The organism is Methyloversatilis universalis FAM5 (assembly GCF_000214035.2).
Classification (GTDB): domain Bacteria; phylum Pseudomonadota; class Gammaproteobacteria; order Burkholderiales; family Rhodocyclaceae; genus Methyloversatilis; species Methyloversatilis universalis.
Window position 1 is genome coordinate 100306 of record NZ_AFHG01000053.1, and the last position, 21943, is coordinate 122248.

The 21943-nt window shown below is 68.2% G+C and carries 19 protein-coding genes; 6 read left to right on the forward strand and 13 right to left on the reverse strand.

The window, feature by feature from the left end:
• Positions 1-43: 43 nt before the first annotated feature.
• The 4 genes from METUNV1_RS14520 to METUNV1_RS14535 all read right to left on the reverse strand — a co-directional run bounded on the left by METUNV1_RS14520 (position 44) and on the right by METUNV1_RS14535 (position 4340).
• On the reverse strand, positions 44-421 hold the full coding sequence (locus tag METUNV1_RS14520; RefSeq protein ID WP_008063083.1) for a hypothetical protein: 378 nt from the start codon (positions 419-421) through the stop codon (positions 44-46).
• A gap of 1 nt (position 422) precedes the next feature.
• On the reverse strand, positions 423-2507 hold the full coding sequence (locus METUNV1_RS14525) for a protein kinase domain-containing protein (RefSeq protein WP_008063084.1): 2085 nt from the start codon (positions 2505-2507) through the stop codon (positions 423-425).
• Between the two features lie 444 nt (positions 2508-2951).
• Positions 2952-3824, reverse strand: a complete 873-nt coding sequence (locus METUNV1_RS14530; protein ID WP_008063085.1) for a c-type heme family protein — start codon at positions 3822-3824, stop codon at positions 2952-2954.
• A gap of 135 nt (positions 3825-3959) precedes the next feature.
• Positions 3960-4340 carry a YkvA family protein gene (locus METUNV1_RS14535; protein WP_043359983.1) on the reverse strand — a complete coding sequence of 127 codons (381 nt, stop codon included), beginning with the start codon at positions 4338-4340 and terminating at the stop codon, positions 3960-3962.
• Positions 4341-4526: 186 nt separating this feature from the next.
• On the opposite strand from METUNV1_RS14535, the gene METUNV1_RS14540 reads away from it, so the two are divergent.
• Complete coding sequence (locus METUNV1_RS14540) at positions 4527-6587, forward strand: autotransporter family protein (RefSeq protein WP_008063087.1); 2061 nt, start codon at positions 4527-4529, stop codon at positions 6585-6587.
• A gap of 70 nt (positions 6588-6657) precedes the next feature.
• On the opposite strand, the gene rng is transcribed toward METUNV1_RS14540, so the two are convergent.
• The 9 genes from rng to METUNV1_RS14585 form a co-directional block, all read right to left on the reverse strand.
• Positions 6658-8112: a ribonuclease G gene (gene rng, locus METUNV1_RS14545; RefSeq protein ID WP_008063088.1), complete on the reverse strand. Its 1455-nt coding sequence runs from the start codon at positions 8110-8112 to the stop codon at positions 6658-6660.
• Positions 8113-8141: 29 nt separating this feature from the next.
• Entirely contained in the window at positions 8142-8768 is a 627-nt protein-coding gene (locus METUNV1_RS14550) for a Maf family protein (RefSeq protein WP_008063089.1), read from the reverse strand.
• A gap of 73 nt (positions 8769-8841) precedes the next feature.
• Positions 8842-9312 (reverse strand): 23S rRNA (pseudouridine(1915)-N(3))-methyltransferase RlmH, encoded by a 471-nt coding sequence (rlmH, locus tag METUNV1_RS14555; protein ID WP_008063090.1) that lies wholly within the window; start codon positions 9310-9312, stop codon positions 8842-8844.
• 16 nt (positions 9313-9328) lie between these two features.
• Positions 9329-9703 carry a ribosome silencing factor gene (rsfS, locus tag METUNV1_RS14560; RefSeq protein ID WP_008063092.1) on the reverse strand — a complete coding sequence of 125 codons (375 nt, stop codon included), beginning with the start codon at positions 9701-9703 and terminating at the stop codon, positions 9329-9331.
• Between the two features lie 9 nt (positions 9704-9712).
• Positions 9713-10360, reverse strand: a complete 648-nt coding sequence (gene nadD, locus METUNV1_RS14565; protein ID WP_008063094.1) for a nicotinate-nucleotide adenylyltransferase — start codon at positions 10358-10360, stop codon at positions 9713-9715.
• Entirely contained in the window at positions 10353-11147 is a 795-nt protein-coding gene (locus METUNV1_RS14570) for a BPSS1780 family membrane protein (RefSeq protein WP_008063095.1), read from the reverse strand. The genes nadD and METUNV1_RS14570 overlap by 8 nt, the downstream gene beginning before the upstream one ends.
• The gene (locus METUNV1_RS14575; RefSeq protein WP_008063096.1) at positions 11138-12094 is read right to left on the reverse strand and encodes a homoserine kinase; all 957 of its coding nucleotides are present in this window, start codon (positions 12092-12094) and stop codon (positions 11138-11140) included. Before METUNV1_RS14575 ends, METUNV1_RS14570 begins: the two co-directional genes overlap by 10 nt.
• 44 nt (positions 12095-12138) lie before the next feature.
• Entirely contained in the window at positions 12139-12495 is a 357-nt protein-coding gene (locus METUNV1_RS14580; protein ID WP_008063097.1) for a DUF2782 domain-containing protein, read from the reverse strand.
• A gap of 120 nt (positions 12496-12615) precedes the next feature.
• Entirely contained in the window at positions 12616-13344 is a 729-nt protein-coding gene (locus METUNV1_RS14585) for an LOG family protein (RefSeq protein WP_008063098.1), read from the reverse strand.
• A gap of 125 nt (positions 13345-13469) precedes the next feature.
• Between METUNV1_RS14585 and polA the strand changes: the two genes are divergently transcribed.
• From polA to METUNV1_RS14610, 5 genes are all read left to right on the forward strand, one after another.
• The gene (gene polA / locus METUNV1_RS14590) at positions 13470-16196 is read left to right on the forward strand and encodes a DNA polymerase I (RefSeq protein ID WP_008063099.1); all 2727 of its coding nucleotides are present in this window, start codon (positions 13470-13472) and stop codon (positions 16194-16196) included.
• A 178-nt stretch (positions 16197-16374) separates the two neighbouring features.
• Positions 16375-17478: an acyltransferase family protein gene (locus tag METUNV1_RS14595; protein WP_008063100.1), complete on the forward strand. Its 1104-nt coding sequence runs from the start codon at positions 16375-16377 to the stop codon at positions 17476-17478.
• A gap of 212 nt (positions 17479-17690) precedes the next feature.
• Positions 17691-19061 carry a surface lipoprotein assembly modifier gene (locus METUNV1_RS14600; protein WP_008063101.1) on the forward strand — a complete coding sequence of 457 codons (1371 nt, stop codon included), beginning with the start codon at positions 17691-17693 and terminating at the stop codon, positions 19059-19061.
• Positions 19062-19124: 63 nt separating this feature from the next.
• Positions 19125-19967, forward strand: coding sequence for a FecR family protein (locus METUNV1_RS14605; protein WP_008063102.1), 843 nt, complete (start codon positions 19125-19127; stop codon positions 19965-19967).
• An 86-nt stretch (positions 19968-20053) separates the two neighbouring features.
• Positions 20054-21940 carry a glycosyltransferase gene (locus tag METUNV1_RS14610; protein ID WP_008063104.1) on the forward strand — a complete coding sequence of 629 codons (1887 nt, stop codon included), beginning with the start codon at positions 20054-20056 and terminating at the stop codon, positions 21938-21940.
• Positions 21941-21943: the final 3 nt, after the last annotated feature.

Genomic DNA, 21943 nt, shown 5'->3' on the forward strand with positions numbered 1-21943 from the left:
CAAACCTCGCCCGCACCGGTACAAGGGCGAACAGGTCGTCCGCTCAGCCGCCCGAGAACCACCACCAGCCGCCGGCCGCGAACAGCGCGACGGTGATCGAAATGGCGATGGCCCGCTGCAGCGGATAGCGCTCCAGCTTCACCAGTGGCGTACGCCAGGTGACGTAGATGAAGCCACCGCCGAACAGCGCCAGCACCGCCAGCAACGACCAGCGGTTGCCGGTGCGGGCGGCCAGCCTGAGCAGCGTGCCGCACACCAGGATGAGGGCGAACAGCGCCATCAGCGACAGCGGCGTGATGCCGGTGCATGAGCGGCCGCCGCAGGCCGGGCACACCGCCGGCGATTTCGCCCGTGCGGTGAGCTTGATCAGCCGCGCGATGGTGTCCTGCCCGCAGTGCGGGCAACGATGCAGCGTCGCCATATCACTTGCCGGCCAGGAAAGCGGCGCGCTGCACCGGGTCCGGAATGTCGCGCGCAAGCTCGTCGAGCAGGGCCTGTTCGGTGCTCACCCGCTTGAGCGCACGGCCCACCAGGATGCGCGCCATCGGGCCGATCAGGCGCGCCAGCCGCAGTTCGATGTCGGCGATGAGGGCATCGTCCAGTGGCCGGGCGCCGAACATGACGCTGCGCGCGCTGGTGGTGGGCGGCGATGAACGGCGTGCGCTGCTCTGCGCATCGCCGCTGCGCGCAAGCGACGACACGCCGGTGGTACCGGCCACGTGACGCTTCGCTTCGATCAGGAATCCGGCGCGCTGGGATTCGCCCGGGATATGGGTGGCCAGCTGTTCGACCAGCTGGGCCGGGCTGGACGACAGCGGCGCGATGCGGGTGACCAGCACCCGGGCCATCGGCCCGATATGGCGCGCCAGCAGCGCCTCCAGCACCGGCGTGAGCGCGTCCTGCGCCAGCGCCGGCTGGGCCTCATCGGTGCGACGGGTGATGCCGCTGGCGGCGTCCAGTTCGAACACTTCCTGACTGCGCGAGGCGATGTCCGCCCGCTGGCCGGTGGTGTGCAGACCATCCGGCGCGCCGCTGCCGAGCGCCGACACGGTTTCGTAGTAGGCACGCGACACCAGCACCTGGCCGGCACGCGCCAGACCGGCCAGCGTGCGCGCGGTATCCAGACCGTCGCCCTGCACGTCGAGCGCGCCCGAGCCGGCGCGTATCACCCGTACCGGTCCGAGGTTGATGCCCTGGCGCAGACCACCGCCGGCTTCGCCCAGATCCAGCCGGCGCAGCTTCTGCGCCACCACGCAGGCGTCCTCCGGCTGGCCAAGCAGGCACAGCGCAGCGCCGTCGGTGGTGTCGTGGATGAGCCGACTGTCGGCGTCGACCGAGCGGGCGGCACGCGCCAGCGCGTCGTCCAGTTCCGACTTGCAGGCCAGACGCTGGGCGGTGTCCAGATCCACGCTGCGGTCGATCTGCGCGTACAGCACGCTGCACACGATGGTGCGCCGCTCTTCTGACGCGCCGGTGGCACGCACCGCTGGCGCGCGGGTGGGCGCGTCGCTGGCCAGCGGCCCGCGCGCGGCGGGTGCCGGTGCCGGCATGAACACCCGACGGAAATCGGCCACGCTGCGCGGGCGCTTGGCCTCGTGCGGCTCCAGCCCCCATTCGATCGCGCGCAGCAGCGAAGCGCCGAAAGTGCCGGAATCGGCCGCCTTCGACGCCGGCAGCAGCGGATCGCTGTGCACGCGTGCGGCCGACTCGACCGGCCGCTGCCCGGTCACCAGCCAGTACATGACGGCGGCCAGCGAATAGATATCGGTCCACGGCCCCTGGTTGCCGTGCGAGTGGTACTGCTCGAACGGCGCGAAGCCGGGCGTGACGATGGCAGTAAGCGTGTGCTCGGCGTCGTGGTAGCGGCGGGCGGCACCGAAATCGAGCAGCACCGGCGTACCGTCGTCGCGGATGCAGATGTTGGCCGGCTTCACGTCACGGTGCAGGAAACCGCCGTCGTGGATGGCCTGCAGCCCTTCCATCAGCGGCTTCACGATGGCCAGCAGCGTGGTGCGATCCATCGCGGTTTCGCGCTCGCGCACCCACTGGTTCAGCGTGCGCCCCTGCACGTAGTCCATCACCATGTAGGCGCTGCCGTTCGCTTCGAAGAAGCGGTTCACGCGCACGATGTTCGGATGGCGGAAGGTGGCCAGCGCGCGCGACTCGTCGAGGAAGCGGCGCAGGCCCTGTTCGAACATTTCGACCGCCGGCCCGGAGCGCGGCAGCACGCGCTGCCCGTCCCCGCGCACCGCGAGGTCGGTCGGCAGGAACTCCTTGACCGCCACCTTGCAGTCGAGCAGCGTGTCGTGCGCCAGATAGGTGAGGCCGAAGCCGCCACCGCCGAGCAGCGATTCGATGCGGTACTCGTTCAGCGCCCAGCCCGACGGCAGCGCGCCGGCCGAGGTGGTCGCGGTCGGCAGGAAGCCGCTGCCGGCCAGCACATCGCTGATGACGCTGTCTTCGGTGAAGGCGTCATCGTCGTCCGCCTCTGTCTGACCTTCAGTCATCCCGGTCGCCGGCAGTGAACGTCGGGGCCGCCGGCCGGGCCGTCCCAAGGGGTGTAGCGGGGGTTTCGGCGAGCACCGCCCGCCGCCCGCGCAACCGGTCGGCTGTGCAAAGCCGACCGTGGATGAGCGCAGCCCCCTCGGGGGGGTGAGGCTGGGGTTTCGCAGCGCAATGCGCTGTGCAAAGCCGGCCCTGTGCGAACGAAGTGAGCGTGGGGGGTGTAGCGGGGGTTTCGGCGAGCACTGCTCGCCGCCCGCGCAACCGGTCGGCTATGCAAAGCCGACCGTGGGTTGCGCCGCCCGCCGGGCCGCCCCAAGGGTGAGCGCAGCCCCCTTGGGGGGGTGAGGCTGGGGTTTCGCAGCGCAATGCGCTGCGCCTGCCGAACGGGCCGGCTGTGCAAAGCCGGCCCTCCCGAGCAAACGAAGTGAGCGTGGGGGCCATCACTCTCAGCTGTCTATCATGCGCATCGCGGTTTCCAGACTGCGGCGCATGCGGTTGAAGGAGGCGCCCAGCACCGACACCTCGTCGCGCCCGCGGTCGCCGAATTCCGGTACCGAGAAGTCGCCGGTGCTGATGCGGTCCGCAGCCGCCGACATGCGGGCCACCGGCCGGATGATGAGCCACTCCAGCATGATGTTGAGCACCGCCATCACGAACACGAACACGCCTACCAGCGAGGCCATGAAGGTGTTGAAGGCGCGGTCGGCGTTGCTCACCGGCAGGGTCATCGGCACCGATACCACCTGGGCGCCGATGATTTCATTCATCTTCCAGCCGAAGCCGTTGGATTCGCCATACACCTTCACCAGCGTCGGCGGCGCGGTGGCGGCGGTGTCGTGACAGGCCAGACAGGCCGGATTGGTGATGCGGATCGGCCGGGCGATGTACATCTGGCGCCCGGTTGGGGTGTCGCGCTCGCCGGTCAGTTCCTTCACCTCGTCAGCGTTGCGGAAGCCCTGCACCAGATCGGCCTCCCAGTCCGACGCGCGGTCGCGCGGGTTGGACGGGTTGAGCGTCGCTTCCTTGTAGGCGTATTCCGGATGGTTCTTGCGCAGCTCGTTCAGCGTTTCGGTCGCCGCGTAGGCTGGCACGGTCTGCGGCAGGAAACGCTCGGCCAGCATGGGGTCGAGGTGCGGCTTGATCTGGCTCACCGTGTAGGCGCGGATGGCCAGTGCCGCTTCCATCATCAGACGGGCGTTGCGTTCCACCTCGGCGCGCGCGTTGTCGTGCAGCAGGCGGTAGGACAGCGCCGCACACGCCGCCAGGCCGATCGCGAACACGCCGATCAGCACCAGATTGAACTTGAGTCTGAGTCCCATGGGAGGCACCGGAAAGGAGGCGGCGGACAAAGGCTCGCCGCCGGAGTTCATGGTGCCGGATTGTATGTCATCGGGCCGATTGCAAGGAATTGTGTCAGCGGGATGACGGCCCGCTGACCGGCCTGCAGCCGTGAATCAGGCGGCGTTGCGGCGCTGCCACCACCAGATGACGGCGGCGATCGACGCCATCCACAGCAGCAGGATGAACACGCCCGCGACCCAGTTCGCCGGCAGCCGGCCTTCGCGCGCCCGCGCGCGCGCCGCCTCCATCACGTCCGGCGGAATCATGCGCACGACGACCCACACGCCCAGCGGCAGCAGCACCAGCTCGTCGAGCAGACCGAGCACCGGAATGAAATCGGGAATCAGGTCGATCGGGCTGGCGGCGTAGGCCAGCAGGAACAGCAGCAGGATCTTGGCGCGGCGCGGCGTGCGCGTGTCCTGCGCAGCGACGGCAAGCGCCATCACCTCGAGCTTCATCGCGCGTATGCGCTCCTTCAGTCCTGACCCCGCCATGTTCTTCCGCCATTTTTTGTATTCGAGTGGGGTGGATCAAACCATAAAACATGTGGATGCGTCAGCCCTGGCGGCGGGATTTGAAAATTTCGTGCCCGGCCTGCCGCCCGATCTTCATTTCGGGTCATCCCGGCCGATAGAGGGCGACGAACGGAATCGCCCCTCTCCCGGAGAACGAGAAAAATCATGTACCGCAAGCACCCGCTTACCGTCGCGCTGGGACTGGCTTTCTCCGCCTGCCTGCAGGCAGCCACGGTCGAATCGGTCAATCTGAGCACGGTGAACGTGACCAGCGACCCGAACGCAAGCCCTGCCATCCGCTTCACCGGGTCCCACGGGCTGTCGATTTCCACCGCCGTCATTACCGGCGACATCGTCGGTAGCCAGGGCAATCTGAACCTGAACGGATCGGTCACGATCAACGGCCAGATCGGCGCGTCCGGCGCCGCCATCGCCTACGTGAGCCCGGGCCTGAACGGCAGCGGCATCACCGCGCGTACCGCCGACGGTGACCGCTACGTGTTCAACGGCAACACCTACATCACCAATCTGGTCATCAACAACGGGACCTCGGGTGACCCCTACAGTTCGACCGTGGTGTTCAACGGCGGCACCAACGAGATCTACCGCATCTACTGGGAATCGCCGGTGACCGGCAAGACCGCCGAAATCGATGTGGGCGGCAACCGGCTCAATACGAATACGGTCGAGTTCCGGAATTTCGCTGGCGGTCTGCCGGTATTCACCAGCACCATCATCGCCGCCGGCGGCCAGACACAGTGCGCCGCCAGCCCGGCTGCCGGTTGCATCAGCGCTGTCCGCCACGGCAGCTTCAGCGCAAGCAGCCGCATGCCTGCCGGCATGCTGGTCAGACTGCGGGTGGCCAATGGCGTCACCCTGGCCACCGGCACCCGTTACACGCTGATCGACTTCGCGCCGGGCACCGCCGCGGTGCCGACACTCAACTCGGCCATCACGTCGCTGACCGCCGGCTTCACCTTCGCGCAGGACACGTCCAATACGCAGGATCTGGTGATCGAAGTGACCGGCGTGCCGGTGGTGGTACCGCTGTTCCGGCCGCGCGCCGGTCTGGTCGGCGCGCAGGCAGCCGGGGTGCTCGACGGCCTGTCGGCCAGCGCCAGCGACCCGGGCATGATCGCGGCCATCAGCACGCTGCAGGGTCTGGGCGCCGGCGCCCAGACCGCGGCACTGCGCCGGGTGGCGCCGCAGACCGGGCGCGGACTGGGCGACGCCTCGTCCGGGGCGCTGGCCGGTGCGATGGGATCGGTCGAGGCGCGTCTCGAAGGCATACGCAGCCAGGGCTTCAGCCTGGGCCTGCTGGACGAGCTGAAGGCCGGCAAGCTGCAGATCGCGGGCGACGGCGATCTGGCGACCCTGATCGATCACAGCAGCCGGCGCACCCGCGGCGTATGGATCAAGGGCTTCGGCAGCCGCGTCCGTCAGGACACGCGTGACGGCTTCGCCGGCTACCACGGCCGCGGTGCCGGCGTGGCAGTGGGCGGAGACCTGCTGCTCGACAGCGACTGGGTGGTGGGCGCGGCGCTGAGTCAGGCCCGCACCGATGTCGATTACGACGACTTTCGCAGCGGCGACGGCAGCGACATCGACAGCACCCAGATCACCGGCTACGCGAGCAGGGCTTTCGGCCCGGCCTACGTCGATGCGCAGCTGGCCTGGGCGCACCACCGCTATGACAGCCGGCGCAACACCGGCGTGACCGGCTTCGCGCAGAGCCGCCACGACGGCGAACAGATCGCCGCGCGCGCAGGCGCGGGCGTGCCCTTCAGCCCCGGTTCGATCACGGTGACGCCTCATGCCGCACTGGAATGGACCCGGCTGCAGCAGGACGGCTACACCGAAAGCGGCGCCGGCGCGCTGTCGCTGACGGTGGATGACAGCAGCGCGCAGCGGCTGCGCAGCGTGCTGGGCATCCGGGCGACCACCGACACCGCGCTGCCCGGCGGCCTGGCGCTACGTCCGGCGCTGCACGTGAACTGGCGACACGATTTCCGCAACGAAGGCATCGACAGCCAGGCCCGCTTCACCGGCGGCGGCGCGGCCTTTACCACACCCGGGCAGTCACTGGCCCGCGACGTGTTCGGCCTCGGCGGCGCACTGACCCTGATGCTGTCGTCGCGCGCCTCGGTGGAGCTGCGCGCCGACCACGAACGCGGCGCCGGTTACAGTGCCAGCGCGGCCCAGCTCAGCGGTCGCTGGACCTTCTGACACCGGCGGCGTCCGGACGTGCAAGGGCCGCCCTCGAGGCGGCCCTTGTCTTTCCCGCGTACACCGGCCGCTACAGCAGCACGATGTCGAACTGCTCCTGCGAATAGCTCGACTCGGCGTGCAGCGAAATCGGCTTGCCGATGAAGTCCGACAGCATGGCCAGCGACTGCGACTCCTCTTCCAGAAAGAGGTCGATCACCTTCGGGTGGGCCAGGATGCGGAATTCGCGGGCGCTGAACTGACGCGCTTCGCGCAGCAGTTCGCGCAGGATGTCGAAGCTCATGGTCTGCGCGGTCTTCACTTCGCCGCGGCCGCCGCAGGTCGGGCAGGTTTCGCACAGCACGTGGGCCAGCGATTCGCGGGTGCGCTTGCGGGTCATTTCGACCAGGCCGAGCGAGGTGAAGCCGCTGACCGAAATCTTGGTGTGGTCGCGCGCCAGCGCCTTGTGCAGTTCGGCCAGCACCTGGGCGCGGTGCTCCTCGCTTTCCATGTCGATGAAATCGATCAGGATGATGCCGCCGAGGTTGCGCAGACGCAGGTGGCGGGCGATCTGGTGCGCCGCTTCCAGATTGGTCTTGAAGATGGTTTCGTCGAAATTGCGCGAGCCGACGAAGCCGCCGGTGTTCACGTCTATCGTGGTCATCGCCTCGGTCTGGTCGAAGATCAGATAGCCGCCGGATTTCAGGTCAACCCGGCGCGCCAGCGCCTTCTCGATTTCCTCCTCGACGCTGTGCAGCTCGAACAGCGGGCGCTCGCCGGTGTAGTGCTCCAGCAGCTTGGTCAGCTGCGGCATGTATTCCTCGGCGAAGCTGCGCAGCTTCACGTAGTTCTCGCGTGAGTCGACCTGGATGCTCTGGGTGTCGGCGCAGGCGAGGTCGCGCAGCACGCGCTGCGCCAGCGTCAGGTCCTCGAACACCAGCGAGGGCGGGCGCGCGGTCTTCGCGCGGTTGCGAATTTCCTGCCAGGTCTTGCGCAGGTAGGCGATGTCGGCCGCCAGTTCTTCGTCGCTGGCCGATTCGGCCATGGTGCGCACGATGTAGCCGCCCGGGTCCTCCAGCGGCAGCAGCGCGTGGATGCGCGCGCGCAGCGCCTCGCGCTCCTCGGTCGATTCGATGCGCTGCGAAATGCCGACATGGCGGTCCTGCGGCAGATGCACCAGCAGCCGGCCGGCGATGCTGATCTGCGTGGACATGCGCGCGCCCTTGGTGCCGATCGGGTCCTTCAGCGCCTGCACCAGCACGCTCTGGCCTTCGGTCAGGATGCGCTCGATCGGCTTCGGCGGTTCGCCGTTCTGGCGCGCCTCCCAGATGTCGGCGACATGCAGGAAGGCGGTGCGTTCAAGGCCCACGTCGATGAAGGCCGACTGCATGCCGGGCAGCACACGCACCACGCGGCCGAGATAGATGTTGCCGACGATGCCGCGCGCGCTGCTGCGCTCGATGTGCAGCTCCTGCACCGCGCCCTGCTGCAGCAGCGCGACACGGGTTTCGGCGGGCGTGAAATTGATGAGGAACTGGTCGTTCATGGGGCGGACCGGTAGGGAGTGAATTCAGTTCAGAGATCGAGGCCGAAGTCGCGTAGCAGCTGCCAGGTTTCGTTCAGCGGCAGGCCGACGATGCCGGTGTAGGAGCCTTCGACGTGCTGCACGAAGGCGCCCGCGCGGCCCTGTATGCCATAGGCCCCGGCCTTGTCCATCGGTTCGCCGCTCAGCACGTAGCGTTCGATGTCGCGCGCGGTGAGCGGCGCGAACCGTACGGTGGAAATCGACAGCGCATGCTCCAGACGCCGCCCGTCACTGACCGCGACCGCGGTCAGCACGCGGTGGGTGCTGCCGGACAGCCGGGTGAGCATGGCGGTCGCCTCGGCGGCGTCAGCCGGCTTGCCGAGGATGTCGCCCTCCAGCTCGACCGTGGTGTCTGCGGACAGCACCAGACCGGCGGACAGCCGGCGCCAGGCGAGGCGCTTCTCGCCGCCCAGCGCCTTGGCGCGCGCCACGCGCACCACATAGGTTTCGGCGTCCTCGCCCGGCCGCACGTCCTCGGACACGTCGATGTCCTCGCGCGGCACGCCGCGGAAAGGCAGCAGCAGGAAATTCACGGCGATCTGGGTCAGCAGTTCGCGCCGGCGCGGGCTGCGCGACGCAAGGTAGAGCACGGGCGGAACGGTATTCAGAAGGCTCATTGGACGGCTCGCACCGCTGACCGGCGACCCGCAGCCGCCCACCGGGGCAGCGGACAGCGTGAGCGTGGCGTCATCATTCGCGGTGGTAAGGATGGTTGGCTTCGAGGCTGACCGCACGATACAACGCTTCGACCAGCAGCAGGCGGGCCAGCGCGTGCGGCAGCGTGAGGCTGGACAGGCGGATCAGCTCGTGCGCACGCGATTTCAGCGCCGGCGACAGGCCGTCCGGCCCGCCGATCAGCAGCACCACGTCGTCGCCATCGGCGCGCCAGCGGCGCAGCCGGCCGGCCAGCGCCACCGTGGTGAGGTCGTCGCCACGCTCGTCCAGCGCCACGATGCGGGCGCGCGGCGGTATGGCCGCCTCGATGCGGACGCGCTCCGCCTCCATCAGCACCTCGACCGGCTTGCCCTGGGTGCGCGGCTCGGCCTTCACCTCGATGATCTGGGTGGCGGCGTCGCGCGGCATGCGGCGCACGAATTCCTGCACGCCGGCATCGACCCAGTCGGGCATGCGGTGCCCGACGCAGATCACCAGGAGCTTCAAGGCCGGACCTTCGGTGTCAGCGCAGCGTGCCGCGCGCGCGGGCGGCGGCCGCCTTGTCCGACGGCTTGGCGCTGCCGGACCACAGTTCCTCGAGGTTGTAGTAGGCACGCACCGCCGGCTGCATCACGTGCACCACGACGTCGCCGAGGTCGACCAGCACCCATTCGCCGGTGTCCTCGCCTTCGACGCTGACCACCGTGCCGCCGGCTTCCTTCACCTTTTCCTGCACGTTGCGCGCGAGCGCCCGGGTCTGCCGATTGGAGTCGCCGCTGGCGATGACCAGACGGTCGAACAGCGAATTGAATTTCGAGGTGTCGATCACCTCGATGTCCTTCGCCTTGATGTCTTCCAGCGCGTCGATCACGAGCGCCTGCAGTGCGTTGATGTCCATTTCAAACCTTCAGTAGAGCCGGTGACGGCGGATGTATTCGAGTACGGCGTCGGGCAGCAGGTAGCGGCCGCTTTCGCCCCGGGCCAGCCGGGCCCGGATGTCGGTGGCGGACACCGCCAGCGGCGTCATGTCGAAACGCACGATGGCGCCCGCCGGCGCGGTGCGCAAGTGCGCCGCGTCACGGCTGCGCGCCTGCAGTTCGGCGGCCAGCGCCGGCTGCAGTGCCGACGCATCGACCGCCTGCCCGGCGCGGGTGGCCAGCCCGATGTGGGTCAGGCCGAACAGCGCCCGCCAGCGGTGCCAGGTGTGCAGCCGGGCGAAGGCGTCCGCGCCCAGGATGAGCACCAGCGGCAGCTCGTCACCCAGTTCGGCGCGCAGCGCGGCCAGCGTATCCACCGTGTAGCCCGGTGCGTGGGCCAGTGCCTCGCGGGCATCCACCTCGAACGCCGGATTGCCAGCCACCGCGGCCTGCACCATGGCCAGGCGATGTTCCGGCGCGGTGCGCAGCGCATCGCGATGCCAGGGCAGGCCGGCCGGCAGCCAGCGCACGCGCGCCAGGCCCAGCGCCTCGCGCGCCTCTTCCGCCAGCCTCAGGTGAGCGACATGCACCGGGTCGAAGGTGCCGCCGAACACACCGAGCGGCGCCCGGTCACTCATCGGCCGGCCCGGGTGCGTCCGCTGCCGGCGGCGCGGCATCGGGCGCCGCCTGTGCGAATACCTGGCGGAAACTCACGTACAGGCTGGCGGCCATGGTTGGCACCAGCACGAACAGCAGCGCCATGCGCAGCACGAAACGCAGGATGCCGGACACGCCGTCGGAATCCAGCGCCTGCACCAGCAGCATGGGCAGGCCCACGCCCAGCAGCGCCGCGCCGGCGAAATACACGACAAAGGGCACGATGTTGCGCAGCACGCCGACCGCGCCGAAGAACAGCGCCTTGCCGAGCGGCAGGTCCGCGGTGGCGATCAGGTAAGGCGGAAACCACATGATCAGGATGAGCGGCAGCACCAGCGGCAGCAGCTGCATCAGCGTGCGCATGAACAGCGCTTCGTCGCCTTCGGCGATGGCGGCGTCCGCGCCCGGAAACAGCAGGGTATGGATGAGCACCACCAGCAGCGAACCGCCGAGGTGGACGAAACCCAGCTGCACCAGCGTGCGCGCGTTCGGCGCCAGCCCCTGCTTGAGCGCCTCGGCGCTGACCTCGCGCCGTTCGTCGAGCAGGCGGGAGCCATTGAACACGATGACCGACATCAGCGGCAGGCAGATCGCGACCAGCACCGGGCCGAGCAGCGGCACCACGTTCAGGAACACCATCACCAGCAGATAGCTCAGCGTGAGCGCGGTCATCAGCGGCGGATTGCGGCGGAACAGCGCAAAACCGCCGGCGATCCATGACCAGCCGGCCAGCGCCGGCAGCGCGCGTGCCTGCAGGCTCAGCGCCATGGCAGCGTGTCACCGGCGCGGATGCGCGCGCGCAGCACGTCGCGGAAACGGGCCGGATCGTGCTTGTGCACCATGGCGCCGTCGCGCGGCATGTGGAAATCGTACAGCCGCGACATCCAGAAACGCAGCGCGGCGCCGCGCATCATGGCCGGCCAGGCGCGGTGCTCGGCGTCGGACAGCGGGCGTTCGGCATGATAGGCGCGCAGCATGGCATCCGCCTTCGCCGGGTCCAGTTCGCCGGCGGCGTCCGAACACCAGTCGTTCAGCGTGACCGCCAGATCGAACAGCAGGTAGTCGTCACCGGCGAAGTAGAAGTCGATCACGCCGCCCACGCGTTCGCCGTCCATCAGCACGTTGTCGCGGAACAGGTCGGCATGCACCACGCCGTGCGGCAGCTCGCGGCACAGGCCGTCGTCGCGCGCGGCGCGCTGGAAGGCGATTTCGGATTCGAGCAGCGCGCGCTCGTCGGCCGGCAGGAAATCGAGCAGTCGCGGCGCGGTGTCCACCCACCAGGCGTAGCCGCGCGGATTGTCGAAGCGGCGGTTGTAGCTCTGGCCGGCCACGTGCATGGTGGCCAGCATGTTGCCGATGGCGGCGCAGTGCGCCGGGCCCGGCTCCATCTGCGAGCGGCCGGCCAGACGGGTAGCCAGCATGGCCGGCTTGCCGTGGATCGTGCCGAGATATTCGTTGTCGCGGTCGGCGATCGGCGCCGGGCAGGGAATGCCGTGGCGCGCCAGATGCGCCATCAGGTGCACGTAGAACGGCAGTTCGGTGCGCGTGAGCTTCTCGAACACGGTGAGCACGTAGCGGCCGTGCGAGGTGTCGACGAAGTAATTGGTGTTTTCGATGCCGGCCGGAATTCCCTCCAGCGACACCAGATGGCCGATGGAGTAATTCTTCAGCCAGTCGCGCAGCTCGTCTGCGGTGACGGTGGTGAAGACGGACACGAGTCAGGACGGAAAGTTGGGCAGGCGCCGGCGGCGCCCGCGGGTCAGTCGAAGGAGAAGATCACCCACTTCGGCACGCGCAGGCCGGAGTCGAGATCGTCATAGCGCGTCATCGCGCCGGAGCCGGTCTCGTCCATCAGGTAGTAGGGCACGCCATGGCTGGGCGTCACCTTGATCATGTAGAGCTTGCCATTGACCCGGTGCTCTTCAACGGTTTCGCCATTGCGCTGCAGGATGGTCACCTGCGGCTCGACCGCGACACCGCCTTCCAGCGGCTCGGGCGGCGGCGGCGGTTCCGGAATCGGCTGCAGATTGGACGGGCGGTTGGCCTGCGCGAATGCGACCGGCACGGCGGCGGCCAGCGAAACGGCGATCAGGGCGGCAGAAAGAAGCGGTCGCATCGAAAATCCTTCGTAATTCCCGCAGTTTAACAGAGGCACCCCACCCTTCCGTCCGGACGGGGGCGTATGCAACAGCCGCCGGACGGGTGTTCACGCGCGCTGGAACGCGTCCGGGCGCTGCTAAAGGTTCAGCATGGCCTCATGCTCCTCAGGCAACGGCATGAAGCTGCGGTTCTCGTAATGCCGGAAGATGGCGTCCACGATCTGGGCCGGGTCGTCGATGATCTGCACCAGATCCATGTCGGCCGGCGAAATCATGCCTTCGTTCACCAGCGTGTTCCGGAACCAGTCGATCAGGCCGGCCCAGAACGGCGAATGCACCAGGATGACCGGAATCGAGCGGCTCTTGCGGGTCTGGATCAGCGTCAGCGCTTCCATCAGCTCGTCCACGGTGCCGAAACCGCCGGGCATCACCACATAGGCAGCGGCGAAGCGCACGAACATGTACTTGCGGGCGAAGAAGTGCTCGAAGGAATGCGAAATGTCCTGATAGACGTTCGCGTGCTGTTCCATCGGCAGCTGGATGTTGAGGCCCACGCTGGGCGATTTGCCGTGGAAGGCGCCCTTGTTGGCCGCTTCCATGATGCCGGGGCCGCCGCCGGAAATGACCGAGAAGCCGGCGTCCGACAGCTGGCGGGCGATGCGCTCGGTCAGGTCGTAGTAGGGATGGTCGGGCGGCGTGCGGGCGCTGCCGAAAATGCTCACCGCCGGCCGGATCTGCTGCAGCCGCTCGGTCGCTTCGACGAATTCGGCCATGATGCCGAAGATGCGCCAGGCTTCACGCGCGCTGCTGGTGCGTGCGGCTTCACCCGGGTCGATCATGCCCGGCAGTTTGTCTTTCGCGCTCATGGAAATGGGGTCCGATGAAGGGTGTCCGGTCAGGGCGCCGGGCACGGGGACGCGGATTGTGCTCCGGTGGCCGGCGCTCCGGCGATAATCGCGGGCTGACCGAATGTCCTGATGCGGAACCCGCCATGCCCACGCTGCTGCTTGTCGATGGATCGTCCTACCTGTACCGCGCCTTCCACGCGCTGCCCGACCTGCGCAATGCACAGGGCGAGCCCACCGGCGCGCTGCGCGGCGTCATCAACATGCTAAGGCGGCTGGCAGCCGACTACAAGGCGGAATACCGCGCGGTCGTGTTCGATGCCAAGGGCAAGACCTTCCGCGAGGACTGGTACCCGGATTACAAGGGCCACCGGCCGCCGATGCCGGAAGATCTCGCGGCGCAGATCGCGCCCATCCACGAGGCAGTGCGCGCGCTCGGCTGGCCACTGCTGATGGTCGAGGGCGTGGAGGCGGATGACGTGATCGGCACGCTGGCCGCGCACGCGACCGAACGCGGCATCGACTGCGTCATTTCGACCGGCGACAAGGACCTCGCCCAGCTGGTGAACAGGCATGTGACGCTGGTGAACACGATGAGCGAGGAAAAGCTGGACGAAGCCGGCGTGCTGGCCAAGTTCGGCGTGCCGCCGTCGGCCATCGTCGATTACCTCGCGCTGATCGGCGACAGCGTGGACAACGTGCCGGGCGTGGACAAGTGCGGCCCGAAGACCGCGGTGAAGTGGCTGCAGCAGTACGGCGGCACACTGGATGCGGTCATCGCGCACGCGGCCGACATCGGCGGCAAGGTGGGCGAGAACCTGCGCGCCCACCTCGACTTCCTGCCGATGGCGCGCAGACTGCTGACCGTCAAATGCGATGTCGAACTGCCGCAGCCGCTGGAATCGCTGACCTCGGACGGCGAGAACGCCGAGGCGCTGCGCCCGATCTACGAGCGCTACGGCTTCCGCGGCCTGCTCGACGATCTGGCCAAGGGCGGACGCAAGACGGTGAATGCCCCGGCGCCAGCCGACGACGTCGCGCCCTCGACCGCGCCAGAGGGCAGCCACCGCGCCGACTACGAAACCCTGCTCGACCGCGCCGCCTTCGAGCGCTGGCTGGCGAAGCTGATGGCCGCCGAGGTGGTGTCGCTGGACACCGAAACCACCGGCCTCGATCCGATGGAAGCGCGGCTGGTGGGCATGAGCTTCGCGCTGGCAGAGGGCGAAGCCGCCTATCTGCCGCTGGGCCATGTCTATCCGGACGCGCCGGCCCAGCTGCCGCTGGACGAGGTGCTGGCCGCGCTCCGGCCCTGGCTGGAATCGCCAACCCACGGCAAGCTGGGCCAGAACCTGAAGTACGACCGTCACGTGTTCGCCAATCACGGCATCCGGCTGGCCGGCGTGGTCGATGACACGCTGCTCGAAAGCTATGTGCTGGAAGCCGACCGCAATCACAACCTCGACACCCTGGTCACCCGCCACCTCGGCCTGAAGGTGATCAGCTACGACGAGGTGACCGGCAAAGGCGCCGCACGCATCGGCTTCGAACAGGTGCCGCTGGAGCGCGCCGCCGCCTACGCCGCCGAGGACGCCGACGTGACGCTGCGCGTGCACCGGGTGCTGGCACCGCGCATCGCCGCCGACCGCAAGCTCGCCTACATCTATCGCGACATCGAACTGCCGGTGTCCGACATCCTGTTCGAAATGGAACGCAACGGCGTGCTGCTCGACGTCGGCTCGCTGGCCGCCCAGAGCAACGAACTGGGCCAGAAGATGCTCGATCTGGAACGGCGCGCGCACGAAGCGGCGAAACAGCCTTTCAACATCAATTCACCGAAACAACTCGCGGAAATCCTGTTCGAGCGCGAAAAGCTGCCGGTAATCAAGAAAACGCCGTCCGGCACGCCGTCGACCGACGAGGAAGTGCTGTCGCAGCTGGCGCTGGACTATCCGCTGCCGGCCCTCATCCTCGAATACCGCAGTCTGGCCAAGCTGAAGGGCACCTATACCGACAAGCTGCCTCGCATGGTGCGTGCCGACACCGGGCGGGTGCACACCAGCTTCGGTCAGGCGGTGGCGGTGACCGGCCGGCTGTCCTCGGTCGATCCCAATCTGCAGAACATTCCGGTGCGCACCGCGGAAGGCCGGCGCATCCGCTCCGCCTTCATCGCCCCGCCAGGCCATGTGCTGGTGAGCGCCGACTATTCGCAGATCGAACTGCGCATCATGGCCCACCTGTCGCAGGACGCCCGCCTGCTGCAGGCCTTCGCCGACGGCGAGGACATCCACCGAGCGACCGCCGCCGAGGTGTTCGGCGTGGCGCCGGCCGAGGTGAGCAGCGAACAGCGCCGCTACGCCAAGGTGATCAATTTCGGCCTGATCTACGGCATGAGCGCGCACGGTCTGGCGAAGAACCTGGACATCGAGCGCAGTGCCGCGCAGAGCTGGATAGACCGCTACTTCGCGCAGTACCCGGGCGTCGCCCGCTATATGGACGAAACCCGCGCGCTGGCGCGCGAGCAGGGCTATGTCGAAACCGTGTTCGGGCGCCGGCTGCAGCTGCCGGACATCCGCGCCCAGCAGGTAGGCCGCCGCCAGGGCGCCGAGCGCGCGGCAATCAATGCGCCGATGCAGGGCACCGCGGCCGACCTGATCAAGCTGGCGATGATCGCGGTGTCCGGCTGGCTGAAGGCGGAAAAGCTGGCGACCCGCCTCATCCTGCAGGTCCACGACGAACTGGTGCTGGAAGTGCCGGACGCCGAACTCGACCTCGTCCGCGAGCGGGTACCGGCGCTGATGGAAGGCGTGGCGCAGCTGTCGGTGCCGCTGAAGGTCGAGGCCGGCGTCGGTCGCAACTGGGACGAAGCGCACTGAAAGCACGGCGCTGACGGCGCATCGGGCGGCGGAACACGAGGTCGGGATGGCACGGCCGTCAGACCGTTCACGCGACGGACGCGACAGGGGCTTGATCCTTGCGCACCGCAGTGCACAATGCGCAGCTTTGTGCCCGCACCGGCCGTGCGGTGCAGCCCGCTAGCGCGACCCGCACTCCGTGACCACCTATACACCCACCGCCAACAGTCCGGCCCTCGGCACGGTACACCTTCCGCAGGCCAGCCCCCGCGCACGCGCGGCTGGCGGTCGGCTGACGGTGTTCGACGCGCTGAAGGCCTTCGCATCCCAGCTCATCGTGCTGCATCACCTGGTCGCCTACGGGCCGCTGTCCGAAGCGCTGCGGCTGCGCTTCCCGCACCTGGTCGATTGGCTCTACTACGATGGCCGGCTCGCGGTGCAGGTGTTCTTCGTGATCGGCGGCTTTCTCGCCGCGCGGGCGCTGGCGCCGTCACTGCAGGCGCGCCCGCTGTCGCTGTCGTCGGCGCTGTGGAAGCGTTATCGCCGGCTGGCCCTGCCCTGTACCGCCGCGGTGCTGGTGAGCATTGTGTGCGCGGCGATCGCACGCGCCCTGATCGCCGACCCCAGCCTGCCGGCCGCGCCGCATTTCAGCCAGCTGCTGGCCCACCTGCTGCTGATGCACGACGTGGTCGGCGTCGAAGCGCTGTCGGCCGGCGTCTGGTATGTGGCCATCGACTTCCAGCTGTACGCGATGATGGCCGCGACCGTGTGGCTGACCCGGCTGGCGCGCCCGCCGCGACGCACCCGCGTGCTGGCGCTGCTCACATCGGGCCTCGCGCTGCTGTCGCTGTTCGCGATCAACCGCAACCCGGACCTGGATTTCATCGCTCCTTATTTCTTCGGCGTGTACGCGCTCGGCGCGGCGGCCTGCTGGCTCAGCCGGCGCGACCGCTCGCCGCTGTGGGGCCTGGCCATCGCGCTGGCGGTGCTGCTGGCACTGCAGATCGAGCACCGCGAACGGGTGGCGGTGGCCGCCTGTGTCGCGGCTTCGCTGTGGGTCGGCCTGCGCAGCGGCGCCTTCGATCGCTGGCCCGAGCTGCGTCCGCTGGCCTTCCTCGGCCGCATTTCGTTCTCGGTCTTCCTGATCCACTACCCGGTGGCCATGCTGGTCAACGCGGTGGTGAGCCACATCTGGGGCGCCACCCCGGCCACCGCAATCGCCGGCCTGCTGTTCGCCTGGGCAGCCAGCATCGTCGCCGGCGCGGTATTTCACCGTCAGGTCGAACAGCGGTTTTCGGCCTGATCTCCGGACGTAGCTCCGTACGCTGCGCGCGGCGCGTTCGCGGGAATGACGGGTACAGACTGTTGTATTCAGATCCGTTATGCGCCGTACAACGCGCAAAACAGGAAAGCGGGCGCTATTCCCCGCCTGTGCGGACACCGGCTTCTGATAGATTTTCGTTCCTGCACGAACACTGCGCATTCACACCCGAGGAACACCAATTGAGGCGATCGATGGACTTCCGCATATCCCGCCTGGCACCGGTCGCCGTCGTGGCCCTGACTGCAGGCACCGCCGCTTTCGCCCAGACGCCCGCCGTGACCGATCTCGACCGGCAGGTCAATGAGGCGTTTCAGCAGGTGCTCCGGAACCCCGGCAATGCCGACGCCGGACTGAACTACGCCCGCCTGCTCGTGCAGGACGGCAATTACGAAGGCGGCATCGCCGCCATGGAGCGCCTGCTGCTCGACCCGGCCGCTCACCCGGCAGTGCGCCTGGAACTGGCGGTGCTGTATTACCGTCTCGGCTCCTATGCCATGGCGGAAAGCCAGCTCACCCAGGCGCTCGACAATCCAGCGCTGACCGGCGCCTATCGCACCCAGGCCGAAGCGCTGCTGCGTGACACCCGCGAACGCAACCGCATTTCCCAGCTGGATGGCTCGGTCATGATCGGCCTGCGCGTGCAGAGCAACCCTTCCGCGCGTTCCGACCGCGATGTCGTACTGGCCAGCGGTCTGCCGCTGGCCGTGCCGGGACCACTCAGGCCCCGGTCGGATACCGACGTGCAGGCGACGCTGCGTCTGGACCATCGTTACGACCTCGGCACCCAGAACGAGGCGGCCATCGTCAGCTCGCTGGTGGCGCAGGTCGTGAAGTACAGCTCGTCGTCCGGCTCGCAGCTGAGCCTCAACCAGACCGACCCGTACAACTACGCGCTGGCCGAGCTCACCAGCGGCATCCGCTTCAAGCCCTCGGCCATCGGTGCGCCCGGCCTCACGCTGCGCCCGCACCTGATTCTGGGCGGCATCCAGTCCCAAGGTCACAGGCTGCTGGATACCTATGGTGCGGGCGTCGATGTCGGCTACGTCATCGACGAGCGCACGCGCATCGATGCCGGCTACGAGTACCGCCAGTTCGACTACGCCACCCGCGTCGACGTGCCGAACGCCAGCCTGCTCGGCGGCCCGGACAATCTGTTCCGCGTCCGGCTGAGCCGCGAACTCAGCCCGGGGTCGGCACTCAGCGGCGAACTGCGCAGCCGCTTCCATCGCACCGACCGCGATTTCTACGACTACGACGCCTACGAGGCGCGTGTCACCTACGCGTTCAGCTATGCCAATCCGTTCGCCAGCGACGGTGGATTCTGGACAACCTCGATCTGGGGCGGTGCGCTGCAGCGGCACTACCAGGCCGCCGACCCGGCGGTGGACCCGTCGAAGCGGCGGCGCGACACCGAATGGCGGCTGGGCGTGGGCAATACCTTTGCGCTCACGACCGCCTGGTCGGTGCTGGTTCAGCTCGAACGCATCGAAACCGACGCCAATCTGCCCAATTACCGCAACAAGAATTCGTCGCTGTTCGGCGCAGTGAACTACCGCTTCTGAGCGCGCGCGCGGAATGATCACGGCCCTGACAACGCATAGAACCGATATCACGAGGAACCTGCAATGACCCCGCCGATTTCCAAGGACTGGTGGATGGCCGCCGCCCTGACCGGTGCCACCCTGCCGGGCGCTTTTGCGCAGACCGCATCGACGCCTCAGGCCGGCGTCGTGTCCGCGATCACCGCCAGTGCCCCGGCGACCGCCAACCGGAAGACCGTGGTGGTCGGCGACAGCGTCCAGCCCGGCGAAACGCTGCGCACCGGACCGGACGGGCAACTGCACGTTCTTTTCCTCGACCAGTCGGCGGCGACCCTGGGTGCCGATTCGGAAATGGTCATCGAAACGTTCTCGTACGATCCGGCCACGAAGCAGGGGCAGATCCGGCTGCGGCTGAACCAGGGTCTGCTGCGCGTGGTCGGCGGACACATCAGCAAGACCACCGCGACCGAAGTCGCCACGTCGCAGGGCAAGGTGGAGATCAGCGGCGGCATCTCCGTCATCGAGTCCCGCCCGAATGGCACGAGCGCCACCTTCCTGTTCGGGCAGCAGATGCGGGCGACTGACAACACCGGCAACACCCAGACCATTACGCGTCCGGGCTTCGGCAGCACCATCGGTTCACAGGGCGTTTCAACGCCGTCACGCACATCACCGCAACAGCTCACCGCGCAGTTGCAGCAGCTGGAAACCCGGCCAGGGGGCAGCAACCAGGGCAACCCCAATCCTGCCCCCGCCCCCGCCGGTCAGCTGCTCAGCACCGGAAATATGCCTGGCGGCGCCAGCAACCCAGGCGGTACGCTGGCCCACGACAGACTGAAGAGCGTCGTTGACAACAGTGTCGCAAGCAACCCGTCGCAGACCTTGCGCAACCTCCTTTCGGTCGGCCAGGTTCCTAACGCTTCCTGAGCACGCGTCTTGCGGGAGCGGAGCGGTGACCGATCCGGGTCACCCTGCGGAAGACGCTCCCGCCGCCTTCACAACACGGGTAGGCCATGCGCGTCCTGTTTGCTTCCAACTATGCCCACCTGCCCGACCTCACCGGCGGGCTGCAGACCACCACGCACGACCTCTGCCTGGCCATCAAGGCGATGGGCGCCGATGCGGCCGTACTGTGCGGGCGTCTGCGAGCCGACCCGACCGCCGAGGAGCAGCCGGCGAGCGGCGATGAAAGCCTCGGTTACCTCGTGCTGCGCACCGACGCGCCGGAACGGGCGCTGCCGATGGCCGCCGCCGCCTGGGGTGCCGACGTCATCGTCGTACAGAATGGCACTGCGCTGGCGCCCATGGTGCTGGCCGGTCTGACGACCGGACGCCCGACCGCGGTCTACCTGCACAACGTCGAGACCCACCAGCTCGCGGGCCATCTCGCGCCGCACCCGTCGCTGCTGTATCTCGCCAATTCGGCCTTCACCGCGCAGCGCTGGCGCGCGCTGTACGGCATCGACTGCACGGTCATCCCGCCGGTGGTCGCGCCCGAGCCTTATGTCAGCGGACAGACCGGCGACAAGGTGCTGTTCGTCAATCCGACGCCGATCAAGGGCGTCGAAATCCTGTTCGCGCTGGCAGCGGCCTGCCCGGAACTGCCTTTCCTGGTAGTGGAAAGCTGGCACATCGATCCGCACTGGCGCGCCTACTGTCTGGACCGGGCGGCACGGCTGGGCAATATCGAATGGTCCGGCCCGACGCGCGACATGCGCGAGGTGTTTGCCCGTTCGCGGTTGCTGCTCATGCCGTCAGTGTGGGAAGAATCCTTCGGCCGCACCGTGATCGAGGCTCAGCTCAACGGCCTGCCGGTGCTGGCCAGCAACCGCGGCGCGCTGCCCGAACTGGTGGGCGAGGGCGGATTCGCGCTCGCACCGGAGGCGCCGGTGTCCGACTGGGCGCTGGCGCTGCGGCATCTGTACGACCCGGCACGCAGTGCGGCGCAGCGCGATGCGGCGCGGCGTCAGGCCACCGGCCACGCGCTGTCCACGCCACTCATCGTCGGCGAATTGCTCACGCTGCTGGCCGCTCACGCCAGCCAGTCCCCGCCCCTGGAGCCCGCCGCCCCGCCCTCCGGCATTCCCGCCGTGGCGACGCCCGACCCGGACTCTGCGCCGCCGCTGCCCACCCTGCGGGAGGTCATGCCACGCGCTCCGCGGCGGGAGGACTGCCGGTTCTACCACTCCTGTGATCTGGACGACGGCGAGGAGGTGACCGGCGAGTGGGACCTGAGACCGGACCCCTTCGGCTATCTGGGCGACATCTGCGTCACCGGCCAGTCGGTGCTGGAAATCGGTCCGGCGAGCGGCTTCCTGTCCTTCTACATGGAGGCGGCGGGTGCGACCGTCACCTGCGTGGAACCGACGATGGCACATCTGTGGGACACCGTTCCGCTGCACGACTTCGATACGCCGGGCTGGCGCCAGGAATTCGCCGAACACATCGAGAAGGTCCGCAATTCGTTCTGGTACCTGCATCGCCAGAACGCCTCGCGGGTGCGCGTGTTCGAAGGCGATCCCTACGAGCTTGCGCCCGGTTTCGGCCCATTCGACATCGGTGTGCTGGCCTCCGTGCTGCTGCACTGCCGGCGTCCTTTCGACCTGCTGCAGAGCGTCGCCGACCGGGTGCGCCACACGATGGTGGTGACCGAGGCATACGACCCCGCGCTGGGCGATGCGCCGCTGTGCCGGCTGCTGGCCCACGACTCGCTCAGGCAGGTGGATACGTGGTGGCAGTTCACCCCGCAGTTCTTCGTTTATGCGCTGAGGGTGCTGGGCTTCACCGACTGCCGGGTGAGTTTCCACACCCAGAAACAGCCGGCCGAGAACCGGGAGGTGGCGATGTTCACCGTGGTGGCCCGGAGGCCGGCGCCGAACGACATCGGCATGGTGTCCTGAGCG

What these genes read in the sequence shown, in the direction of transcription:
- METUNV1_RS14580 (WP_008063097.1), bottom strand. Translation starts at nt 12,495, where the DNA reads ATGCGACCGCTTCTTTCTGCCGCCCTGATCGCCGTTTCGCTGGCCGCC.
- METUNV1_RS14605 (WP_008063102.1), top strand. Translation starts at nt 19,125, where the DNA reads ATGACCCCGCCGATTTCCAAGGACTGGTGGATGGCCGCCGCCCTGACC.
- METUNV1_RS14525 (WP_008063084.1), bottom strand. Translation starts at nt 2,507, where the DNA reads ATGACTGAAGGTCAGACAGAGGCGGACGACGATGACGCCTTCACCGAA.
- METUNV1_RS14530 (WP_008063085.1), bottom strand. Translation starts at nt 3,824, where the DNA reads ATGGGACTCAGACTCAAGTTCAATCTGGTGCTGATCGGCGTGTTCGCG.
- rng (WP_008063088.1), bottom strand. Translation starts at nt 8,112, where the DNA reads ATGAACGACCAGTTCCTCATCAATTTCACGCCCGCCGAAACCCGTGTC.
- METUNV1_RS14520 (WP_008063083.1), bottom strand. Translation starts at nt 421, where the DNA reads ATGGCGACGCTGCATCGTTGCCCGCACTGCGGGCAGGACACCATCGCG.
- METUNV1_RS14600 (WP_008063101.1), top strand. Translation starts at nt 17,691, where the DNA reads ATGGACTTCCGCATATCCCGCCTGGCACCGGTCGCCGTCGTGGCCCTG.
- METUNV1_RS14570 (WP_008063095.1), bottom strand. Translation starts at nt 11,147, where the DNA reads ATGGCGCTGAGCCTGCAGGCACGCGCGCTGCCGGCGCTGGCCGGCTGG.
- METUNV1_RS14610 (WP_008063104.1), top strand. Translation starts at nt 20,054, where the DNA reads ATGCGCGTCCTGTTTGCTTCCAACTATGCCCACCTGCCCGACCTCACC.
- rsfS (WP_008063092.1), bottom strand. Translation starts at nt 9,703, where the DNA reads ATGGACATCAACGCACTGCAGGCGCTCGTGATCGACGCGCTGGAAGAC.
- METUNV1_RS14540 (WP_008063087.1), top strand. Translation starts at nt 4,527, where the DNA reads ATGTACCGCAAGCACCCGCTTACCGTCGCGCTGGGACTGGCTTTCTCC.
- polA (WP_008063099.1), top strand. Translation starts at nt 13,470, where the DNA reads ATGCCCACGCTGCTGCTTGTCGATGGATCGTCCTACCTGTACCGCGCC.
- nadD (WP_008063094.1), bottom strand. Translation starts at nt 10,360, where the DNA reads ATGAGTGACCGGGCGCCGCTCGGTGTGTTCGGCGGCACCTTCGACCCG.
- METUNV1_RS14550 (WP_008063089.1), bottom strand. Translation starts at nt 8,768, where the DNA reads ATGAGCCTTCTGAATACCGTTCCGCCCGTGCTCTACCTTGCGTCGCGC.
- METUNV1_RS14585 (WP_008063098.1), bottom strand. Translation starts at nt 13,344, where the DNA reads ATGAGCGCGAAAGACAAACTGCCGGGCATGATCGACCCGGGTGAAGCC.
- METUNV1_RS14535 (WP_043359983.1), bottom strand. Translation starts at nt 4,340, where the DNA reads ATGGCGGGGTCAGGACTGAAGGAGCGCATACGCGCGATGAAGCTCGAG.